This window comes from Halomonas halophila (genome assembly GCF_030406665.1).
Lineage (GTDB): Bacteria > Pseudomonadota > Gammaproteobacteria > Pseudomonadales > Halomonadaceae > Halomonas > Halomonas halophila.
Map to the genome: position 1 here is coordinate 3,264,733 of NZ_CP129121.1, position 16,122 is coordinate 3,280,854.

The following is a 16,122-nucleotide window of genomic DNA, read 5'->3' on the forward strand; positions in this document are numbered from 1 at the left end:
AACGATCGGCGGCGAACGAGGCAGAATCTGCTAGCTTTTCCAGAGACGAACCTCGTCCCCTTCCGCCTCTGGAGACCGCCCATGCCTCTCGCCACCTCCCGCATACCCGCCTCGACCACCACATGCCTGCTGGGCGGCACGGTGCTATGCCTGGCGCTGGCGACGCCTCAGGCCCAGGCCGACGAGACCACGGCCTCGCTCTACCTGTGGGGCACCGACGTCGACCAGACGCTGGAGGGCGGCACGCGCCTCGAGACCAGCCGCCAGACGGTGATGGAGAACCTGGAGTTCGGCCTGATGGGCACCCTGGTGCATCGCCGCGGCCCCTGGCTCTACGGCTTCGACGGCCTCTACGCCGATATCGGCAAGGACGGCGACGTCGACGTGCCGGTGGAAAGCGAGGAACCCGACGGACCGGACGCCATCGAAGCGGCGCTGGACTTCACCACCAGGACGACCATGGCTCACGCCTTCGTCGGCCATGAGTGGTACCGCGACGCCAACTGGTCCGTCTACGGCACAGGCGGCATCCGCTACACGCGCTTCGATACCGACCTGACCGTGGAAACCGACGATGGGGCCCGGCGCTTCGATACCGAGGACAACCTGACCGACGCTACTTTCGGCCTGCGCGGGCACTACAGCTTCACGCCCCGCTGGTCCACGCCCTTCATCGTGGACGTCGGTACCGGCAGCACCGAGATCAGCCTGCAGGCCTTCACCGCCGCCGAGTACGCCTGGGGAGCCAGCAGCGTGACCGCAGGCTATCGCTACATGAAGTGGCGGCTCGACGACAGCGACTTCCTCGAGGAAGTCATCTACGAGGGACCGGTGGTGGCCTACAGCTATCGCTTCTGATCCGCCGGCGACACCACGCCACCCCGCACGGGGCGACATAAAAAAACCGGCTCCCTGAGGGAGCCGGTTTCGTGTCGGACCTGGAGGTCGCGCGCGAGGATCACTCCTCGGCGGCGTCCTCGACGACCGGACGGTCGACCAGTTCGACGTAGGCCATGGGGGCGTTGTCGCCAGTGCGGAAACCGCACTTGAGCACACGGACGTAACCGCCCGGGCGATTGGCGTAACGCGGACCCAGCTCGTTGAAGAGCTTGCCGACCGCTTCCTTGGAGCGGGTGCGGCTGAAGGCCAGACGACGGTTGGCGACGCTGTCCTGCTTGGCCAGGGTGATGAGCGGCTCGATGTGACGACGCAGCTCTTTGGCCTTGGGCAGGGTTGTCTTGATCACCTCGTGCTCGACCAGCGACACGCTCATGTTCTTGAACATGGCCTGGCGGTGCGAGCTGGTGCGATTCAGATGACGACCACTCTTACGATGACGCATGGTTGTGATTCCTTACCAAACTGGGACTCGAGTCGACGCTCACGCGGAGGCCTTGTCGTCCTTCAGGCTAGCGGGCGGCCAATTTTCCAGCCGCATACCCAGGGACAGACCACGGGCGGCCAACACGTCCTTGATCTCGTTCAGGGACTTCTTGCCGAGATTCGGGGTCTTCAGCAGCTCCACCTCGGTGCGCTGGATCAGGTCCCCGATGTAGTAGATGTTCTCGGCCTTCAGGCAGTTGGCGCTGCGGACGGTCAACTCGAGATCGTCTACGGGGCGCAGCAGGATCGGATCGATGTGATCCTCTTCCTCTTCCACTTCCTGTTCCTTGTCGGCTTCCAGGTCGACGAACGCGGCCAGCTGCTCTTGCAGGATAGTCGCGCTGCGACGGATCGCCTCTTCAGGATCCAGGGTGCCGTCGGTTTCCAGATTGAGAATCAGCTTGTCGAGGTCGGTGCGCTGTTCGACACGCGCGGCCTCGACGGTGTAGGAAACCCGACGCACGGGGCTGAAGGTCGCATCCAGCTGCAGACGGCCGATGGCACGAGACTCGTCGTCGGCTTCGCCACGGACGTCCGCCGGCTCGTAGCCGCGGCCGCGGGCCACCTTGAGCTGCATCTTCAGCTCGGCGCCCTCGTTGACGTGTGCGATGACGTGCTCGGGGTTGACGATCTCGACGTCGTGGTCGAGAGCGATGTCACCCGCGGTCACGATGGCCGGGCCCTGCTTGTTCAGCGAGAGCACCGCCTCGTCGCGGCTGTGCATCTTGATCGCCACGTCCTTGAGGTTCAGGAGGATTTCGATGACATCTTCCTGGACGCCCTCGATCGCGCTGTACTCGTGATCGACACCGGCGATCTCGGCCTCCACCACGGCACAGCCGGGCATGGACGAGAGCAGGATACGACGCAGAGCGTTGCCCAGAGTGTGGCCGAAGCCACGCTCGAAGGGTTCGAGCACGATCTTTGCGTGGTGCGCGTTGATCTCTTCGACCTTGATGTCGCGAGGACGGAGAAACTCTGTCACTGAACGCTGCATGATGAATACCTTTCAGGCTGCCAAACGGATACTCGGTACTGAAGGCCGCCCACCCCGCGGGGAGGGCGGCGCGGCGATCGCCGCTTACTTCGAGTACAGCTCGACGATCAGTTGCTCATTGATGTCGGCAGACAGGTCACCGCGTTCAGGCAGAGCCTTGAAAGTGCCTTCCATCTTCTTGGCATCGACCTCGACCCAGGCGACATCGCCACGGTTGGCGGCGATGCTCAGGGCGTTCTGGATACGCGCCTGGTTCTTGGCCTTCTCGCGGACGGAGACCACGTCACCGGGCTTGACCTGGTAGGACGCCACGTTGACGGTCTTGCCGTTGACGGCGATCGCCTTGTGGCTCACCAGCTGGCGGGCCTCGGAGCGAGTGGCGCCGTAGCCCATGCGGTAGACGACGTTGTCCAGTCGGGATTCGAGAAGCTGCAGCAACAGCTCACCGGTCGCGCCCTTCAGACGGGCCGCTTCCTTGTAGTAGTTGCGGAACTGCTTCTCGAGCACGCCGTACATGCGGCGTACTTTCTGCTTCTCGCGAAGCTGCAAGCCGTAGTCGGAAATCCGCTGACGACGCTGGCCGTGCACACCCGGGATCTGCTCGGATTTGCACTTCTTCTCGAAGGGAGTGACACCGCTCTTCAGGAAGAGGTCGGTGCCTTCACGACGAGACAGTTTGCACTTCGGTCCAATATAACGAGCCATGAATCTGTCTCCTTAAACGCGGCGTTTCTTCGGCGGACGGCAGCCATTGTGCGGAATGGGCGTCGCGTCGGTGATGCTCTGCACGCGGAAGCCGGCGGCATTCAGTGCACGCACGGCGGATTCACGGCCCGGACCGGGGCCTTTGACCAGCACGTCGACGTTTTTCACACCATACTCGGCTGCAGCGGTCGCTGCACGTTCGCTTGCCACTTGAGCAGCGAACGGGGTGCTCTTGCGAGAACCACGAAAACCCGAACCACCGGCAGTCGCCCAGGAGAGGGCGTTGCCCTGGCGGTCTGTGATCGTAATGATCGTGTTGTTAAAAGAGGCGTGGATATGCGCGACGGCATCCACTACCTGCTTTTTAACCTTTTTACGGTTGCTACGCGGGTTAGCCATGTTGATGTCAATTCCTGTCGTTACGCAGAACGTGCGTGTTATTTGCGAATCGGCTTACGCGGACCCTTGCGGGTGCGCGCATTGGTCTTGGTCCGCTGACCCTTCAGCGGGAGACCACGACGATGACGCAGACCACGATAGCAACCCAGGTCCATGAGACGCTTGATGTTCAGCGTCACATCACGACGAAGATCGCCTTCAACGGTGTACTTACCGACTTCGGAACGCAGGGTGTCGACTTCGTCAGAAGACAGCTCCTGGATCTTGGTGGTCGGCGCAATGCCGGCCGCGACACAGATTTCCTGAGCGCGAGTGCGGCCAATCCCGAAGATATAGGTCAGCGAGATCGCCGCATGCTTGTTGTCCGGGATATTGACGCCTGCAATACGGGCCATCAGCTTACTCCGAAATTTGAGCGGCTTGCTCGATTAGTCATCTACAAAAGGCGCAACAGCATACCCCTTCACCCTGCAAAGGGCAAGGGGCATGCCGGCACCCGGTTTAGTGCAGTATCAGGGATCAGCCCTGACGCTGCTTGTGCCGCGGCTCGCTGCAGATGACGCGCACGGCGCCATTGCGACGAATGATCTTGCAGTTACGGCACATTTTCTTCACGGAAGCTCGAACTTTCATCGTTCCTCTCCATTGTTGGCCCGCGTCGCGAGCCAACAATTCAGCTCGCGGCGCGCCAATTCACCAGCGGCGCACTCAGCGCGTGATGCCGCCGCTGCCGTAGCCTTTCAGGTTGGACTTCTTCATCACCGAATCGTACTGATGCGACATGAGATGCGACTGCACCTGGGCCATGAAGTCCATGATGACCACCACCACGATCAGCAACGAAGTACCGCCGAAGAAGAACGGTACGTTCCAGGCCACGATCAGGAACTGGGGCATCAGGGAAACAGCAGTGATGTAGAGGGCACCGAACAGGGTCAGACGGGTCATGACCTTGTCGACGTAGCGAGCGGTCTGCTCGCCGGGGCGGATGCCCGGAAGGAAGGCCCCCGACTTCTTGAGGTTGTCGGCGACGTCCTTGGGATTGAAGACCAGCGCTGTGTAAAAGAAGCAGAAGAATACCACCGCTGCCGCGAAAAGCAAGATGTACAGCGGCTGACCCGGGCCAAGAGCCTGGGATGCACGCTGCAGCCACTCCATGCCGTCCCCGGCACCGACCCACTGACCCAGCGAAGCCGGGAACAGCAGGATGCTCGAGGCGAAGATCGCCGGAATCACGCCCGCCATGTTGACCTTGAGCGGCAGGTAGCTGCTCTGGCCGGCGTACATCTTGTTGCCGACCTGGCGACGCGGATAGTTCACCGTGATGCGGCGTTGGCCGCGCTCGATGAACACCACGAAGGCCACGGTGGCGATGCCCAGAAGGGACAAGGCCAGCAGCGGCAGCACGTTCCATGCGCCTTCATTACGGGCCAGTTCGAAGGCCTGGCCCACGGCCCCCGGCAGACCGGCGACGATCCCCGCGAAGATCAGCAGCGAGATGCCGTTGCCGATGCCCTTCTCGGTGATCTGCTCGCCCAGCCACATCATGAACACCGCACCGCACACAAAGGTGACGACGGCGGTGAAATAGAAGCTGAAGTCGGCCGTGTAGGCGATACCCTGGCTCGCCAGGCCCACGGACATGCCGATGGCCTGGACCAGAGCCAGCAGTACGGTGCCGTAGCGGGTGTACTGGCTGATCTTGCGACGACCGGCCTCGCCTTCCTTCTTCAGCTGCTCCAGCTGAGGCGAGACGGCGGTCAGCAGCTGCATGATGATCGACGCGGAGATGTACGGCATGATGCCGAGCGCGAAGATGCTCATGCGTTCCAGGGCACCGCCCGAGAACATGTTGAACATGCCCAGGATGGTGCCCTGCTGCTCCCTGAACAAGGCAGCAAGCTGGTCAGGATTGATACCGGGAACGGGAATGTGGGCACCGATACGGTAGACCACGATGGCGAGGAGCACGAAGCGCAGACGCGCCCAGAGTTCACTCAGACCGCTGCCCATCGCCGGCATGTTTCCTGACTTGGCCATTTAGTCCTCTACCTTACCGCCGGCGGCTTCGATCGCGGCACGGGCACCCTTGGTGACCTTGAGGCCGCGGACGGTAACCGCCTTGTTCAGTTCGCCGGAAAGGATCACCTTGGCATACTGGGTGGCATCCTTCAGCACGTTGGCCTGCTTCAGGGTGTCCAGAGTGACTTCGTCACCCTCGACCCGGCCGAGTTCGGCCAGGCGGACTTCCTGGGAGACCAGCGACTTCGCGGAAGTGAAACCGAACTTCGGCAGACGACGCTGCAGCGGCATCTGACCGCCTTCGAAGCCGGGCTTCACGCTGCCGCCGCTGCGCGACTTCAGGCCCTTGTGGCCACGACCGCCGGTCTTGCCCAGACCGGAGCCGATGCCACGACCGACGCGCTTTTCGGCGTGCTTGGAGCCCGGTGCCGGGCTCAGGCTATTGAGTTTCATGGATTACTCTCCCTCAACACGCACAAGGTAGTTGACCTTGTGGATCATGCCGCGAACGGCAGGGGTGTCTTCCAGTTCGACCGTGTGACCGATGCGACGCAGGCCGAGGCCCTTCATGGTGGCCTTGTGCTTGGCCAGCACGCCGATGGTGCTGCGGGTCTGGGTAACCTTGATCGTAGCTGCCATGGTACTCACCCCGTGATCGCTTCGACAGACAGACCGCGCTTGGCGGCCACGTCTTCCGGAGAGCGCTGGGCGGTCAGACCGTTGACGGTCGCACGCACCACGTTCACCGGATTGGTGGAGCCGTAGCACTTGGCCAGGACGTCATGGACGCCGGCCAGCTCGAGCACGGAGCGCATGGCGCCGCCGGCGATGATACCGGTACCTTCGGAAGCCGGCTGCATGTACACCTTGGAGGCACCGTGACGGGCCTTGACGGCGTACTGCAGAGTGCCACCTTTCAGGTTGACCTTGACCATGTTGCGACGCGCCTGGTCCATGGCCTTCTGGATCGCGACCGGCACTTCACGCGCCTTGCCACGACCGAAGCCAACACGACCGTTACCGTCGCCGACGACGGTCAGGGCGGTGAAGCCGAAGATCCGGCCACCCTTGACCACCTTGGCGACACGGTTGACCTGCACGAGCTTTTCCTGCAGATCGCCGCTTTGCTGTTCGTTCTTCGCCATCGTAAAACCCTTTAGAATTCCAGGCCGCCTTCACGAGCGGCGTCGGCCAGGGCCTTGACACGACCGTGGTACTTGAAACCGGCACGGTCGAAGGCCACCTGGGTGATGCCTGCCTGTTTGGCCCGTTCGGCAATCAGCGCGCCGACCTTGGTGGCGGCGTCGACGTTACCGGTCGCACCCTCGCGCAGGGCCTTGTCCAGCGTGGAAGCGCTGGCCAGGACCTTGCCACCATCCGGCGAGATGATCTGCGCGTAGATGTGGCGCGGGGTACGGTTGACGCACAGGCGATACACGCCCAGCTCGCGGATCTTGGCGCGAGCGCGGCGGGCACGACGGAGACGAGATTCTTTCTTCGCGTTCATAACCCTGCCTTACTTCTTCTTGGCTTCTTTGCGGCGGACTTGTTCGTCGCCGTACCGGATACCCTTGCCCTTATAGGGCTCGGGCGGACGGTAAGCGCGAATTTCCGCGGCAACCTGGCCGAGCTTCTGCTTGTCCGCGCTCTTCAGCACGATAGTGGTGTTCTTCGGCGTTTCCGCCACGACACCTTCAGGCAGTTCGTAGTCGACCGGGTGTGAGAAGCCCAGTGTCAGGTTCAGCGTCTGGCCCTTGGCCTGGGCACGATAACCGACGCCATTAATTTCGAGGGTCTTGGTGAAGCCCTCGGAAACACCGGTGACCAGGTTCTGAACCAGGGCACGGGTGGTGCCGACCATCGCCCAGCTCTTGGCGGACTCGCTCGGCTGGAAGGTCACCTGACCTTCCTCATGAGCGATCGCCACGTCGGGGTGAACGGTCATGGACAGCGCGCCCTGGCTGCCCTTGACGGACAGCTGGTCGCCGTCGAGCTTGAGCTCGACGCCGGCGGGCACTTTAACCGGATATTTGGCTACGCGTGACATTCCAAACTCCTAGAATACGGTGCAGATGACTTCACCACCGACACCGGCCTGACGGGCCGCGCGGTCGGTCATCACACCATTGGAGGTGGTGACGATCGCGATACCCAGGCCATCGGCAACCTTGGGCAGGGAGTCCTTGCCCTTGTAGCTGCGCAGAGACGGCTTGGAAGCCCGTTGCAGATGTTCGATGACCGGCTTGCCTTCGAAGTACTTGAGGGTCACGGTCAGCGACGGCTTGGCCTCGTCGCTGACGGCGTAGTCCGTGACATAACCCTCTTCCTTCAGCACGCGGGCCACCTCGACCTTGAGCTTGGAGGACGGCATGGAAACCGTCTCCTTGGTGGCCATCTGCGCATTGCGGATACGGGTGAACATATCCGCCAGAGTGTCTTGCATGCTCATTTACGTTGCGCTCCTGATGATTCTACGTGACGTTACCAGCTGGACTTCTTGAGTCCGGGCACATCGCCACGCATGGCGGCTTCACGCAGCTTGTTGCGGCCGAGGCCGAACTTGTTGTAGTAGCCGTGCGGACGGCCAGTGACGCGGCAGCGGTTGCGCTGGCGCACCGGGCTGGAGTCACGCGGCAGCTGCTGCAGCTTGAGCTGCGCTTCGAAGCGCTCTTCGTCAGAAGCGTTCACGTCCTGGATGATCGCCTTGAGCTCGGCGCGCTTGGCGGCATACTTCTCCACCAGCTCGGCGCGCTTCGCCTCACGCTCTACCATGCTTTTCTTTGCCATGATCCCACCCTTATTTCTTGAACGGGAAGTTCAATGCGCTCAGCAGCGCACGACCTTCTTCATCGGTGTTGGCGGTGGTGGTGATGGTGACATCCAGACCACGGATCCGGTCGATCTTATCATACTCGATCTCCGGGAAGATGATCTGCTCACGCACCCCCATGGAATAGTTGCCACGACCGTCGAAGGACTTCGGGTTGAGACCACGGAAGTCACGAACGCGGGGGATCGCGATATTCACCAGGCGATCGAGGAAGTCCCACATGCGCTCGGAGCGCAGGGTCACCTTGATCCCGATCGGCCAGCCTTCACGCACCTTGAAGCCCGCGATGGACTTGCGCGCCTTGGTCACCAGCGGCTTTTGACCGGAGAGCTTCTCCAGGTCACCGATGGCGTTGTCGATCAGCTTCTTGTCGCTGGTCGCTTCGCCGATGCCCATGTTCAGGGTCACCTTGGTGATCCGGGGCACCTGCATCACGTTGGCGTAGCTGAACTGCTCTTGCAGCTTAGCCATCACCTCGTTCTGATAACGTTCTTTCAAGTTCGCCATTTTGCTACCCGACTCGCGTTAGGCGTCGATCTGCGCTTGCGTCGACTTGTAGATACGTACCTTGGTACCGTCTTCCTGAACCTGGACGCCGACGCGATCTGCCTTACCGGTCTCCTGGTTGAAGATGGCCACGTTGGACGCGTGAATCGGAGCCTCGCGCTCGACGATACCGCCCTGATTACCCGCCATGGGATTGGGCTTGGTGTGACGCTTGATCATGTTCACACCGGACACGATGTAGCGGTCGTCCTTGAGGACGCGCTTCACGGTGCCACGCTTGCCCTTGTCCTTCCCGGCGATGACGACGACTTCGTCGTCACGTTTGATCTTTTGCATATCCGCCTCGCTCCTTACAGCACTTCAGGCGCCAAGGAAATGATCTTCATGAACTTCTCTGTGCGAAGCTCACGGGTCACCGGACCGAAGATCCGGGTACCAATCGGCTGTTCGTTGGTGTTGTTCAACAGAACCGCCGCATTTCCATCGAAGCGGATCAGCGAACCGTCGTTACGACGGACGCCGCTACGGGTGCGAACGACCACCGCTTTGAGGACCTGGCCTTTCTTGACCTTGCCACGCGGGATGGCTTCTTTCACCGTGACTTTGATGACGTCGCCGACGCGGGCGTAACGGCGGTGTGAACCGCCGAGCACCTTGATGCACTGCACCCGGCGCGCCCCGCTGTTGTCGGCGACATCCAGCATTGTCTGAGTCTGAATCATCGGTTTTCTCCAAACCTAAACTGACTGCACTGGTTCGACTGGCGTTTGCCGATCAACCCTTGGCCTGTTCGAGAACTTCGACCAGGGTCCAGGCCTTCTTCTTGGACAGCGGACGACTCTCCTCGATGGAGACCGTATCACCGGCCTTGGCCTGGTTCGCCTCGTCATGGGCGTGCAGCTTGGTGGAGCGCTTGACGTACTTGCCGTAGATCGGGTGGCGCTCACGACGCTCGATCATCACAACGATGGACTTGTCCATCTTGTCGCTCACCACCTTGCCGGTGAGCGTACGGGCTTTTTTCTCTTCGGCCATCTCAGACACCTGCCTTCTCGTTGAGCACAGTCTTCACGCGGGCGATATCCCGACGAACCTGCTTGAGCAGATGGGTCTGGCTGAGCTGGCCGGTGGCCTTCTGCATGCGCAGGTTGAACTGCTCGCGGAGGAGTTCGAGGAGCTGCTCCTGGAGCTGCTCTGCGGACTTTTCACGAATTTCCTGGGCTTTCATCACATCACCGTCCGTTTCACAAAGGTGGTGGAGACCGGGAACTTCTGGGCGGCCAGGGCGAATGCCTCGCGTGCCAGCTCCTCGGAAACGCCTTCGATCTCGTACAGGACACGGCCGGGCTGGATCTGCGCGACCCAGTATTCGACAGAGCCCTTACCCTTACCCATCCGGACTTCCAGCGGCTTCTTGGAAATCGGCTTGTCGGGGAAGACACGGATCCAGATCTTGCCGCCACGCTTGACGTGACGGGTGATGGCACGACGGCCGGCTTCGATCTGACGGGCGGTGACGCGACCGCGACCAGTGGCCTTCAGGCCGTACTCGCCGAAGCTCACCTTGCTACCGCGATGCGCCAGGCCACGGTTGCGGCCCTTCTGCACCTTGCGGAATTTCAAACGCTTGGGTTGTAACATCGACTCGCTCTCCCCTTACTTGGAACCTTTCTTCTTGGAGGGCGCGCTCTGCGGCTGCTTGGCCTTGGCGCGGACCTCCTCGATGCCCCCGAGGATTTCACCCTTGAAGACCCAGACCTTGACACCGATGATGCCGTAGGTGGTCTTGGCCTCGTAGGTGGCGTAGTCGATGTCCGCACGCAGGGTGTGCAGCGGCACGCGACCTTCGCGATACCATTCGGTGCGGGCGATCTCGGCGCCGCCGAGACGGCCTGAGAGCTGCACCTTGATACCGCCGGCGCCCAGGCGCATGGCGTTCTGGACGGAGCGCTTCATGGCGCGACGGAACATGACGCGACGCTCGAGCTGGCCGGCGATGTTCTGCGCGACGAGCTGGGCGTCCAGCTCCGGCTTGCGAACTTCCTCGATGTTGACGTGAACCGGCACGCCCATCATCTGAGTGACTTCGCGACGCAGCTTGTCGACGTCCTCGCCCTTCTTGCCAATCACGATGCCCGGACGGGCAGTGTGAATGGTGACGCGGGCGTTGTTGGCCGGACGCTCGATGGTGATCTTGCTCACGGAGGCGTTCTTGAGACGCTCTTCCAGGAAGCTACGCACCTCGAGGTCGTTGTTCAGCTTATCGGCATAGGCGCCGCGCTCGGCATACCAGACCGAGGTATGGTCCTTGACGATACCCAGGCGAATGCCTGTCGGATTGACTTTCTGACCCATCTGGTCGACTCCTACTTCTCGGCTACCTTGACGGTGATGTGGCAGGTGCGCTTCAGAATGCGATCCGCACGGCCCTTGGCGCGCGGACGGATGCGCTTGAGCGTCATGCCCTCATCGACGCAGATGGTCGAGACACGCAGCTCGTCGATATCCATGCCGTTGTTTTCTTCCGCGTTCGCGATGGCGGACTGCAGCACCTTCTTGACCAGCTTGGAGGCCTTCTTCGGGGAGAAGGTCAGCAGATCGAGTGCTTCGGCGACCGGCTTACCGCGCACCTGGTCAGCCACCAAACGGGCCTTCTGGGCGGATAAGCTAGCGCCACGCAGCTTTGCTGTGACTTCCATCTCTTAATCCTCTTGGCTTACCGTTTGGCTTTCTTGTCCGCCGCATGACCGCGATAGGTGCGGGTGGCAGCGAATTCGCCCAGCTTGTGGCCAACCATTTCCTCGGAGACGTGCACCGGGACGTGTTGGCGACCGTTATGGACCGCAATGGTGAGCCCGACCATGTTGGGCAGGATCATGGAGCGGCGCGACCAGGTCTTGATCGGTTTGCGCTCGCCCTTCTCCACTGCAGTCTCAACCTTCTTCAGCAGATGAAGGTCAATAAAAGGACCTTTCTTCAGTGAACGTGGCACAGCCGTTACCTCTTAATGTCTTGGCGTGGGATCTTATTTCCGGGCCTTGCGGCGACGGACGATCAGCTTGTCGGTGCGCTTGTTCTTGCGGGTCTTGTGGCCCTTGGTGGGCATACCCCACGGAGACACCGGATGACGACCACCGCTGGTGCGGCCTTCACCACCACCGTGCGGGTGATCCACCGGGTTCATGGCCACGCCGCGAACGGTCGGACGCACGCCTTTCCAGCGCTTCGCACCGGCCTTGCCAAGCTGACGCAGGCTGTGCTCGGAGTTGCTCACCTCACCCAGGGTCGCGCGGCACTCGGCCAGCACCTTGCGCATCTCGCCGGAGCGCAGACGCAGGGTGGCGTAGTTGCCTTCGCGGGCCACCAGCTGGGCGCTGGTACCGGCACTGCGTGCGATCTGAGCGCCTTTGCCGGGCTTGAGCTCGATGCAGTGCACGGTGGAACCCAGCGGGATGTTGCGCAGCGGCAGGGCGTTGCCCTTCTTGATCGCTGCGTTCACGCCGGACTCGAGACGGTCGCCGGCCTTCACACCGCGCGGAGCGATGATGTAGCGACGTTCGCCGTCCATGTACTTCAGCAGCGCAATGTGGGCGCTACGGTTCGGATCGTGCTCCAGGCGCTCGACGACGGCGGGAACGCCATCCTTGGTGCGCTTGAAGTCGATGATCCGGTAGTGCTGACGGTGACCACCGCCCACGTGGCGGGTGGTGATGCGACCGTAGTTGTTACGGCCACCGGACTTGGACTGCTTTTCGAGCAGCGGCGCGTACGCGCGGCCCTTGTGCAGCTCCTCGCCGACGATCTTGACGACGTGGCGACGACCGGCGGAAGTAGGTTTAGTCTTGACGATTGCCATGATCCGTGCTCCTGCCTTTACTCGGCGCCAGAGAAGTCTTCGAGCGTCTCGCCGGCGGCCAGGGTGACGTACGCCTTGCGATAGCCTTTACGGAGACCGGTGCCATGCGCGGTGCGCTTGGTCTTGCCCTTGACGTTCAGGACCTGAACGCGATCGACCTTCTTGCCGAACAGCTCCTGCACGGCGGTCTTGATCTCGGGCTTGGTCGCGTCGCCTGCCACTTTGAACACGTACTGGTTGCGCTCGGCGGCCATGGCGGCCTTCTCGGTCACGTGCGGACCCAGCAGCACCTTGAATACACGTTCCTGGTTCATGCCAGCTTCTCCTCGAATTTACGCAGAGCGGAGACGGTGGCCAGGACCTTGTCGAAGGCAACCAGGCTCACCGGATCGGCGGCAGCGACGTCCACGACATCCACGTTCGGGATGTTGCGGGCGGCGAGGTACAGATTCTCGTCGACCTCTTCGGTGACGATCAGCACCTTATCCTCGAGGCCCAGCTCGCTCAGCTTGGCGACCAGCTGCTTGGTCTTGGGGGTCTCGACGGCGAAGGCGTCGACGGCCACCAGACGCTCCTGGCGCACGAGCTCGGAGAGGATCGAGCGCATGGCCGCACGGTACATCTTGCGGTTGACCTTCTGGGTGTAGTCCTGCGGACGAGCCGCGAAGGTCACGCCGCCGGCACGCCAGATCGGCGAGCGGATGGTACCGGCGCGGGCACGGCCGGTGCCCTTCTGGCGCCACGGCTTCTTGCCGCCGCCACGAACGTCGGAACGGTTCTTCTGGGCACGGGTACCCTGACGACCACCGGCCAGATAGGCGGTGACGACCTGGTGCACGAGTGCTTCGTTGAACTCTTTGCCAAAGGTGGCTTCGGCGACTTCGACGGTGCCGCCAGCACCTGCAAGATTCAGATTCATCGGTAAATTCCCCTTCAGCCTGCTTTGACGGCGCTGCGCACGATGACATCACTGCCGGTGGCGCCGGGCACGGCACCCTTGACCAGCAGCAGGTTACGCTCGGCGTCGACACGGACGACTTCCAGGCTCTGGACGGTGCAACGCTCGTTGCCGAGCTGACCGGCCATCTTCTTGCCCTTGAACACGCGACCCGGGGTCTGGCACATGCCGATGGAACCCGGTGCACGGTGGGCCAGGGAGTTACCGTGGCTGTTGTCCTGGGTACGGAAGTTCCAGCGCTTCACGGCGCCCTGGAAACCCTTACCCTTGGAGGAGCCGGTCACGTCGATCTTCTGACCAGCCTCGAAGAGGGATACGGTGAGTTCGCCGCCCACTTCCGGAGCCTCGACGCCTTCTTCCAGGCGGAACTCCATCAGCGAACGACCGGCCTCGACGCCGGCTTTCGCGAACTGACCGGCTTGGGCCTTGGAGAGATGCTTGGCCTTGCGGGAACCGGTTGTCACCTGCACCGCGGCATAGCCGTCGGATTCGACGGACTTGACGCGAGTCACGCGGTTCGGTTCAACCTCGATCACGGTCACGGGCACTGAGGCGCCGTCTTCGGTAAAGACACGGGTCATCCCGGCCTTCGTACCGACCAAACCGATAGTCATTACTACGTCTCCTTTAGTGTACGGGGCTATCACCCGCTATGGCTGCCCTTTCCAGAGCATTCCACTAGCACGTTGTGTGGCGCCATCCCGGCGCGGCGGCTGCTGCCTGTACCATGTTCCGACAGGCGCTGGGCCGCGAGTGTCTAGTGTGGTATCAGTCGAGCTTGATCTGCACGTCCACGCCGGCGGCGAGGTCGAGCTTCATCAGGGCGTCAACGGTCTTCTCGGTCGGCTCGACGATGTCGAGCACGCGCTTGTGCGTACGAATCTCGTACTGGTCACGAGCGTCCTTGTTCACGTGCGGAGAGATCAGCACGGTGTAGCGCTCGCGATTGGTCGGCAGAGGAATCGGACCCCGCACCTGGGCGCCGGTACGCTTGGCGGTATCAACGATCTCCGCGGCGGACTGGTCGATCAGGCGGTGGTCGAAGGCCTTCAACCGAATGCGAATCTTCTGGTTCTGCATTTGCCCTAAACTCCAATGGATCTTGACGGCGCGAGCCGTCAACCCACGCATTCAAAGGATGCGCATTATAGGCGCGCCGCCGACGAGAGTCAAACCCCTCGTGACGGTGCGCAGAAAGGGGGCTCCGCAAGGAGCCCCCTTCGATCGCTCGATCAGCGTGATGCTTACTCGACGATCTTGGCCACGACGCCGGCGCCGACGGTACGACCGCCTTCACGAACGGCGAAACGCAGACCTTCGTCCATGGCGACCGGAGCGATCAGGCTGACGACCATCTTGACGTTGTCGCCCGGCATGACCATCTCGACGCCTTCCGGCAGTTCACAGGTACCGGTGATGTCGGTGGTACGGAAGTAGAACTGCGGACGGTAGCCCTTGAAGAACGGAGTGTGACGACCACCCTCGTCCTTGGACAGCACGTACACCTCGGCCTCGAACTTGGTGTGCGGGGTGATGGTGCCCGGCTTGGCCAGGACCTGACCACGCTCGACGTCGTCACGCTTGGTGCCGCGCAGCAGGGCGCCGATGTTCTCGCCGGCACGACCTTCGTCGAGCAGCTTGCGGAACATCTCGACACCGGTAACGGTGGTCTTAGTGGTGTCCTTGATGCCGACGATCTCGACTTCTTCGCCAGACTTGACGATGCCGCGCTCGACACGACCGGTCACAACGGTACCGCGACCAGAGATGGAGAACACGTCCTCGATCGGCATCAGGAACGGCTGATCGATGGCACGCTCCGGCTCCGGGATGTAAGCGTCCAGGGCCTTGATCAGGTTGGCAACGGCGGTGGTACCCATGCCGTTGTCGTCCTTGCCTTCCAGGGCCATCAGCGCGGAACCGGTGATGATCGGGCAGTCGTCGCCCGGGAAGTCGTACTCGCTCAGGAGCTCACGGACTTCCATCTCGACCAGCTCGAGCAGCTCTTCGTCGTCGACCATGTCGGCCTTGTTCAGGAACACGACGATGTACGGCACGCCGACCTGGCGAGACAGCAGGATGTGCTCGCGAGTCTGCGGCATGGGGCCGTCGGCGGCAGAGCAGACCAGGATAGCGCCGTCCATCTGGGCAGCACCGGTGATCATGTTCTTGACGTAGTCGGCGTGACCCGGGCAGTCGACGTGCGCGTAGTGGCGCTCTTCGGACTGATACTCGACGTGAGCGGTCGCGATGGTGATGCCGCGCTCACGCTCTTCCGGGGCGTTGTCGATGGAGTCGAACGCACGAGCGTCGCCACCGAAGACTTCCGCGGACACGCGAGTCAGGGCCGCAGTCAGCGTGGTCTTACCGTGGTCGACGTGACCGATGGTACCGACGTTGACGTGCGTTTTGGAACGTTCGAATTTTTCCTTAGCCACTGCTATGACCTCTTTACGTTAGCTAAC

Annotated in this window: 30 protein-coding genes; 1 reads left to right on the plus strand and 29 read right to left on the minus strand. The window is 62.0% G+C overall.

The window, feature by feature from the left end; all coding sequences use genetic code 11:
• Positions 1-81: 81 nt before the first annotated feature.
• Entirely contained in the window at positions 82-858 is a 777-nt protein-coding gene (locus QWG60_RS15300; RefSeq protein WP_107182446.1) for a hypothetical protein, read from the plus strand.
• Positions 859-958: 100 nt separating this feature from the next.
• Here QWG60_RS15300 and rplQ read toward each other — a convergent pair whose 3' ends face one another.
• The 29 genes from rplQ to tuf form a co-directional block, all read right to left on the minus strand.
• Positions 959-1,342 carry a 50S ribosomal protein L17 gene (gene rplQ, locus QWG60_RS15305; protein WP_035596388.1) on the minus strand — a complete coding sequence of 128 codons (384 nt, stop codon included), beginning with the start codon at positions 1,340-1,342 and terminating at the stop codon, positions 959-961.
• A 39-nt stretch (positions 1,343-1,381) separates the two neighbouring features.
• A complete protein-coding gene (locus QWG60_RS15310; RefSeq protein ID WP_035596385.1) occupies positions 1,382-2,380 on the minus strand; it encodes a DNA-directed RNA polymerase subunit alpha in 999 nt (332 codons plus the stop codon).
• Positions 2,381-2,464: 84 nt separating this feature from the next.
• Positions 2,465-3,085: a 30S ribosomal protein S4 gene (rpsD, locus tag QWG60_RS15315; protein ID WP_016856398.1), complete on the minus strand. Its 621-nt coding sequence runs from the start codon at positions 3,083-3,085 to the stop codon at positions 2,465-2,467.
• Positions 3,086-3,097: 12 nt separating this feature from the next.
• Complete coding sequence (rpsK, locus tag QWG60_RS15320; RefSeq protein ID WP_013331014.1) at positions 3,098-3,484, minus strand: 30S ribosomal protein S11; 387 nt, start codon at positions 3,482-3,484, stop codon at positions 3,098-3,100.
• 38 nt (positions 3,485-3,522) lie between these two features.
• Positions 3,523-3,879, minus strand: coding sequence for a 30S ribosomal protein S13 (gene rpsM, locus QWG60_RS15325; protein ID WP_016856399.1), 357 nt, complete (start codon positions 3,877-3,879; stop codon positions 3,523-3,525).
• A gap of 124 nt (positions 3,880-4,003) precedes the next feature.
• Complete coding sequence (gene rpmJ / locus QWG60_RS15330) at positions 4,004-4,117, minus strand: 50S ribosomal protein L36 (protein ID WP_008959154.1); 114 nt, start codon at positions 4,115-4,117, stop codon at positions 4,004-4,006.
• A gap of 75 nt (positions 4,118-4,192) precedes the next feature.
• A complete protein-coding gene (gene secY / locus QWG60_RS15335; RefSeq protein ID WP_035596383.1) occupies positions 4,193-5,524 on the minus strand; it encodes a preprotein translocase subunit SecY in 1,332 nt (443 codons plus the stop codon).
• The gene (rplO, locus tag QWG60_RS15340; RefSeq protein ID WP_016856402.1) at positions 5,525-5,959 is read right to left on the minus strand and encodes a 50S ribosomal protein L15; all 435 of its coding nucleotides are present in this window, start codon (positions 5,957-5,959) and stop codon (positions 5,525-5,527) included.
• A 3-nt stretch (positions 5,960-5,962) separates the two neighbouring features.
• Complete coding sequence (gene rpmD, locus QWG60_RS15345; protein WP_016419098.1) at positions 5,963-6,145, minus strand: 50S ribosomal protein L30; 183 nt, start codon at positions 6,143-6,145, stop codon at positions 5,963-5,965.
• A 5-nt stretch (positions 6,146-6,150) separates the two neighbouring features.
• Positions 6,151-6,651 carry a 30S ribosomal protein S5 gene (gene rpsE / locus QWG60_RS15350; protein WP_035596380.1) on the minus strand — a complete coding sequence of 167 codons (501 nt, stop codon included), beginning with the start codon at positions 6,649-6,651 and terminating at the stop codon, positions 6,151-6,153.
• An 11-nt stretch (positions 6,652-6,662) separates the two neighbouring features.
• Positions 6,663-7,013: a 50S ribosomal protein L18 gene (gene rplR / locus QWG60_RS15355; protein WP_016856404.1), complete on the minus strand. Its 351-nt coding sequence runs from the start codon at positions 7,011-7,013 to the stop codon at positions 6,663-6,665.
• 9 nt (positions 7,014-7,022) lie between these two features.
• On the minus strand, positions 7,023-7,553 hold the full coding sequence (gene rplF, locus QWG60_RS15360) for a 50S ribosomal protein L6 (RefSeq protein WP_035596377.1): 531 nt from the start codon (positions 7,551-7,553) through the stop codon (positions 7,023-7,025).
• 9 nt (positions 7,554-7,562) lie between these two features.
• Entirely contained in the window at positions 7,563-7,955 is a 393-nt protein-coding gene (rpsH, locus tag QWG60_RS15365; protein WP_035596374.1) for a 30S ribosomal protein S8, read from the minus strand.
• 32 nt (positions 7,956-7,987) lie between these two features.
• A complete protein-coding gene (gene rpsN / locus QWG60_RS15370; RefSeq protein ID WP_046077808.1) occupies positions 7,988-8,293 on the minus strand; it encodes a 30S ribosomal protein S14 in 306 nt (101 codons plus the stop codon).
• A gap of 10 nt (positions 8,294-8,303) precedes the next feature.
• Entirely contained in the window at positions 8,304-8,843 is a 540-nt protein-coding gene (rplE, locus tag QWG60_RS15375; RefSeq protein WP_035596369.1) for a 50S ribosomal protein L5, read from the minus strand.
• Positions 8,844-8,861: 18 nt separating this feature from the next.
• Complete coding sequence (rplX, locus tag QWG60_RS15380) at positions 8,862-9,179, minus strand: 50S ribosomal protein L24 (RefSeq protein ID WP_035596367.1); 318 nt, start codon at positions 9,177-9,179, stop codon at positions 8,862-8,864.
• A 14-nt stretch (positions 9,180-9,193) separates the two neighbouring features.
• The gene (gene rplN / locus QWG60_RS15385; protein ID WP_016856410.1) at positions 9,194-9,565 is read right to left on the minus strand and encodes a 50S ribosomal protein L14; all 372 of its coding nucleotides are present in this window, start codon (positions 9,563-9,565) and stop codon (positions 9,194-9,196) included.
• 52 nt (positions 9,566-9,617) lie between these two features.
• Positions 9,618-9,878 (minus strand): 30S ribosomal protein S17, encoded by a 261-nt coding sequence (gene rpsQ / locus QWG60_RS15390; protein ID WP_035596363.1) that lies wholly within the window; start codon positions 9,876-9,878, stop codon positions 9,618-9,620.
• Position 9,879: 1 nt separating this feature from the next.
• The gene (gene rpmC / locus QWG60_RS15395) at positions 9,880-10,071 is read right to left on the minus strand and encodes a 50S ribosomal protein L29 (protein WP_035596360.1); all 192 of its coding nucleotides are present in this window, start codon (positions 10,069-10,071) and stop codon (positions 9,880-9,882) included.
• The gene (gene rplP / locus QWG60_RS15400) at positions 10,071-10,484 is read right to left on the minus strand and encodes a 50S ribosomal protein L16 (RefSeq protein ID WP_035596358.1); all 414 of its coding nucleotides are present in this window, start codon (positions 10,482-10,484) and stop codon (positions 10,071-10,073) included. The genes rpmC and rplP overlap by 1 nt, the downstream gene beginning before the upstream one ends.
• 15 nt (positions 10,485-10,499) lie before the next feature.
• Positions 10,500-11,198, minus strand: a complete 699-nt coding sequence (gene rpsC, locus QWG60_RS15405; RefSeq protein ID WP_016856414.1) for a 30S ribosomal protein S3 — start codon at positions 11,196-11,198, stop codon at positions 10,500-10,502.
• Positions 11,199-11,209: 11 nt separating this feature from the next.
• Entirely contained in the window at positions 11,210-11,542 is a 333-nt protein-coding gene (gene rplV / locus QWG60_RS15410; RefSeq protein ID WP_035596356.1) for a 50S ribosomal protein L22, read from the minus strand.
• Between the two features lie 17 nt (positions 11,543-11,559).
• On the minus strand, positions 11,560-11,835 hold the full coding sequence (rpsS, locus tag QWG60_RS15415) for a 30S ribosomal protein S19 (RefSeq protein WP_026068605.1): 276 nt from the start codon (positions 11,833-11,835) through the stop codon (positions 11,560-11,562).
• Between the two features lie 33 nt (positions 11,836-11,868).
• The gene (rplB, locus tag QWG60_RS15420; RefSeq protein WP_035596353.1) at positions 11,869-12,699 is read right to left on the minus strand and encodes a 50S ribosomal protein L2; all 831 of its coding nucleotides are present in this window, start codon (positions 12,697-12,699) and stop codon (positions 11,869-11,871) included.
• Between the two features lie 17 nt (positions 12,700-12,716).
• A complete protein-coding gene (gene rplW / locus QWG60_RS15425) occupies positions 12,717-13,013 on the minus strand; it encodes a 50S ribosomal protein L23 (protein ID WP_046077809.1) in 297 nt (98 codons plus the stop codon).
• Positions 13,010-13,618 (minus strand): 50S ribosomal protein L4, encoded by a 609-nt coding sequence (gene rplD, locus QWG60_RS15430; protein WP_035596347.1) that lies wholly within the window; start codon positions 13,616-13,618, stop codon positions 13,010-13,012. The genes rplW and rplD overlap by 4 nt, the downstream gene beginning before the upstream one ends.
• Positions 13,619-13,632: 14 nt before the next feature.
• Complete coding sequence (gene rplC, locus QWG60_RS15435; protein WP_035596344.1) at positions 13,633-14,271, minus strand: 50S ribosomal protein L3; 639 nt, start codon at positions 14,269-14,271, stop codon at positions 13,633-13,635.
• Positions 14,272-14,425: 154 nt separating this feature from the next.
• Entirely contained in the window at positions 14,426-14,737 is a 312-nt protein-coding gene (gene rpsJ / locus QWG60_RS15440; RefSeq protein ID WP_010626466.1) for a 30S ribosomal protein S10, read from the minus strand.
• A 164-nt stretch (positions 14,738-14,901) separates the two neighbouring features.
• Positions 14,902-16,095 carry an elongation factor Tu gene (gene tuf / locus QWG60_RS15445; protein WP_035596342.1) on the minus strand — a complete coding sequence of 398 codons (1,194 nt, stop codon included), beginning with the start codon at positions 16,093-16,095 and terminating at the stop codon, positions 14,902-14,904.
• Positions 16,096-16,122 lie beyond the last annotated feature (27 nt).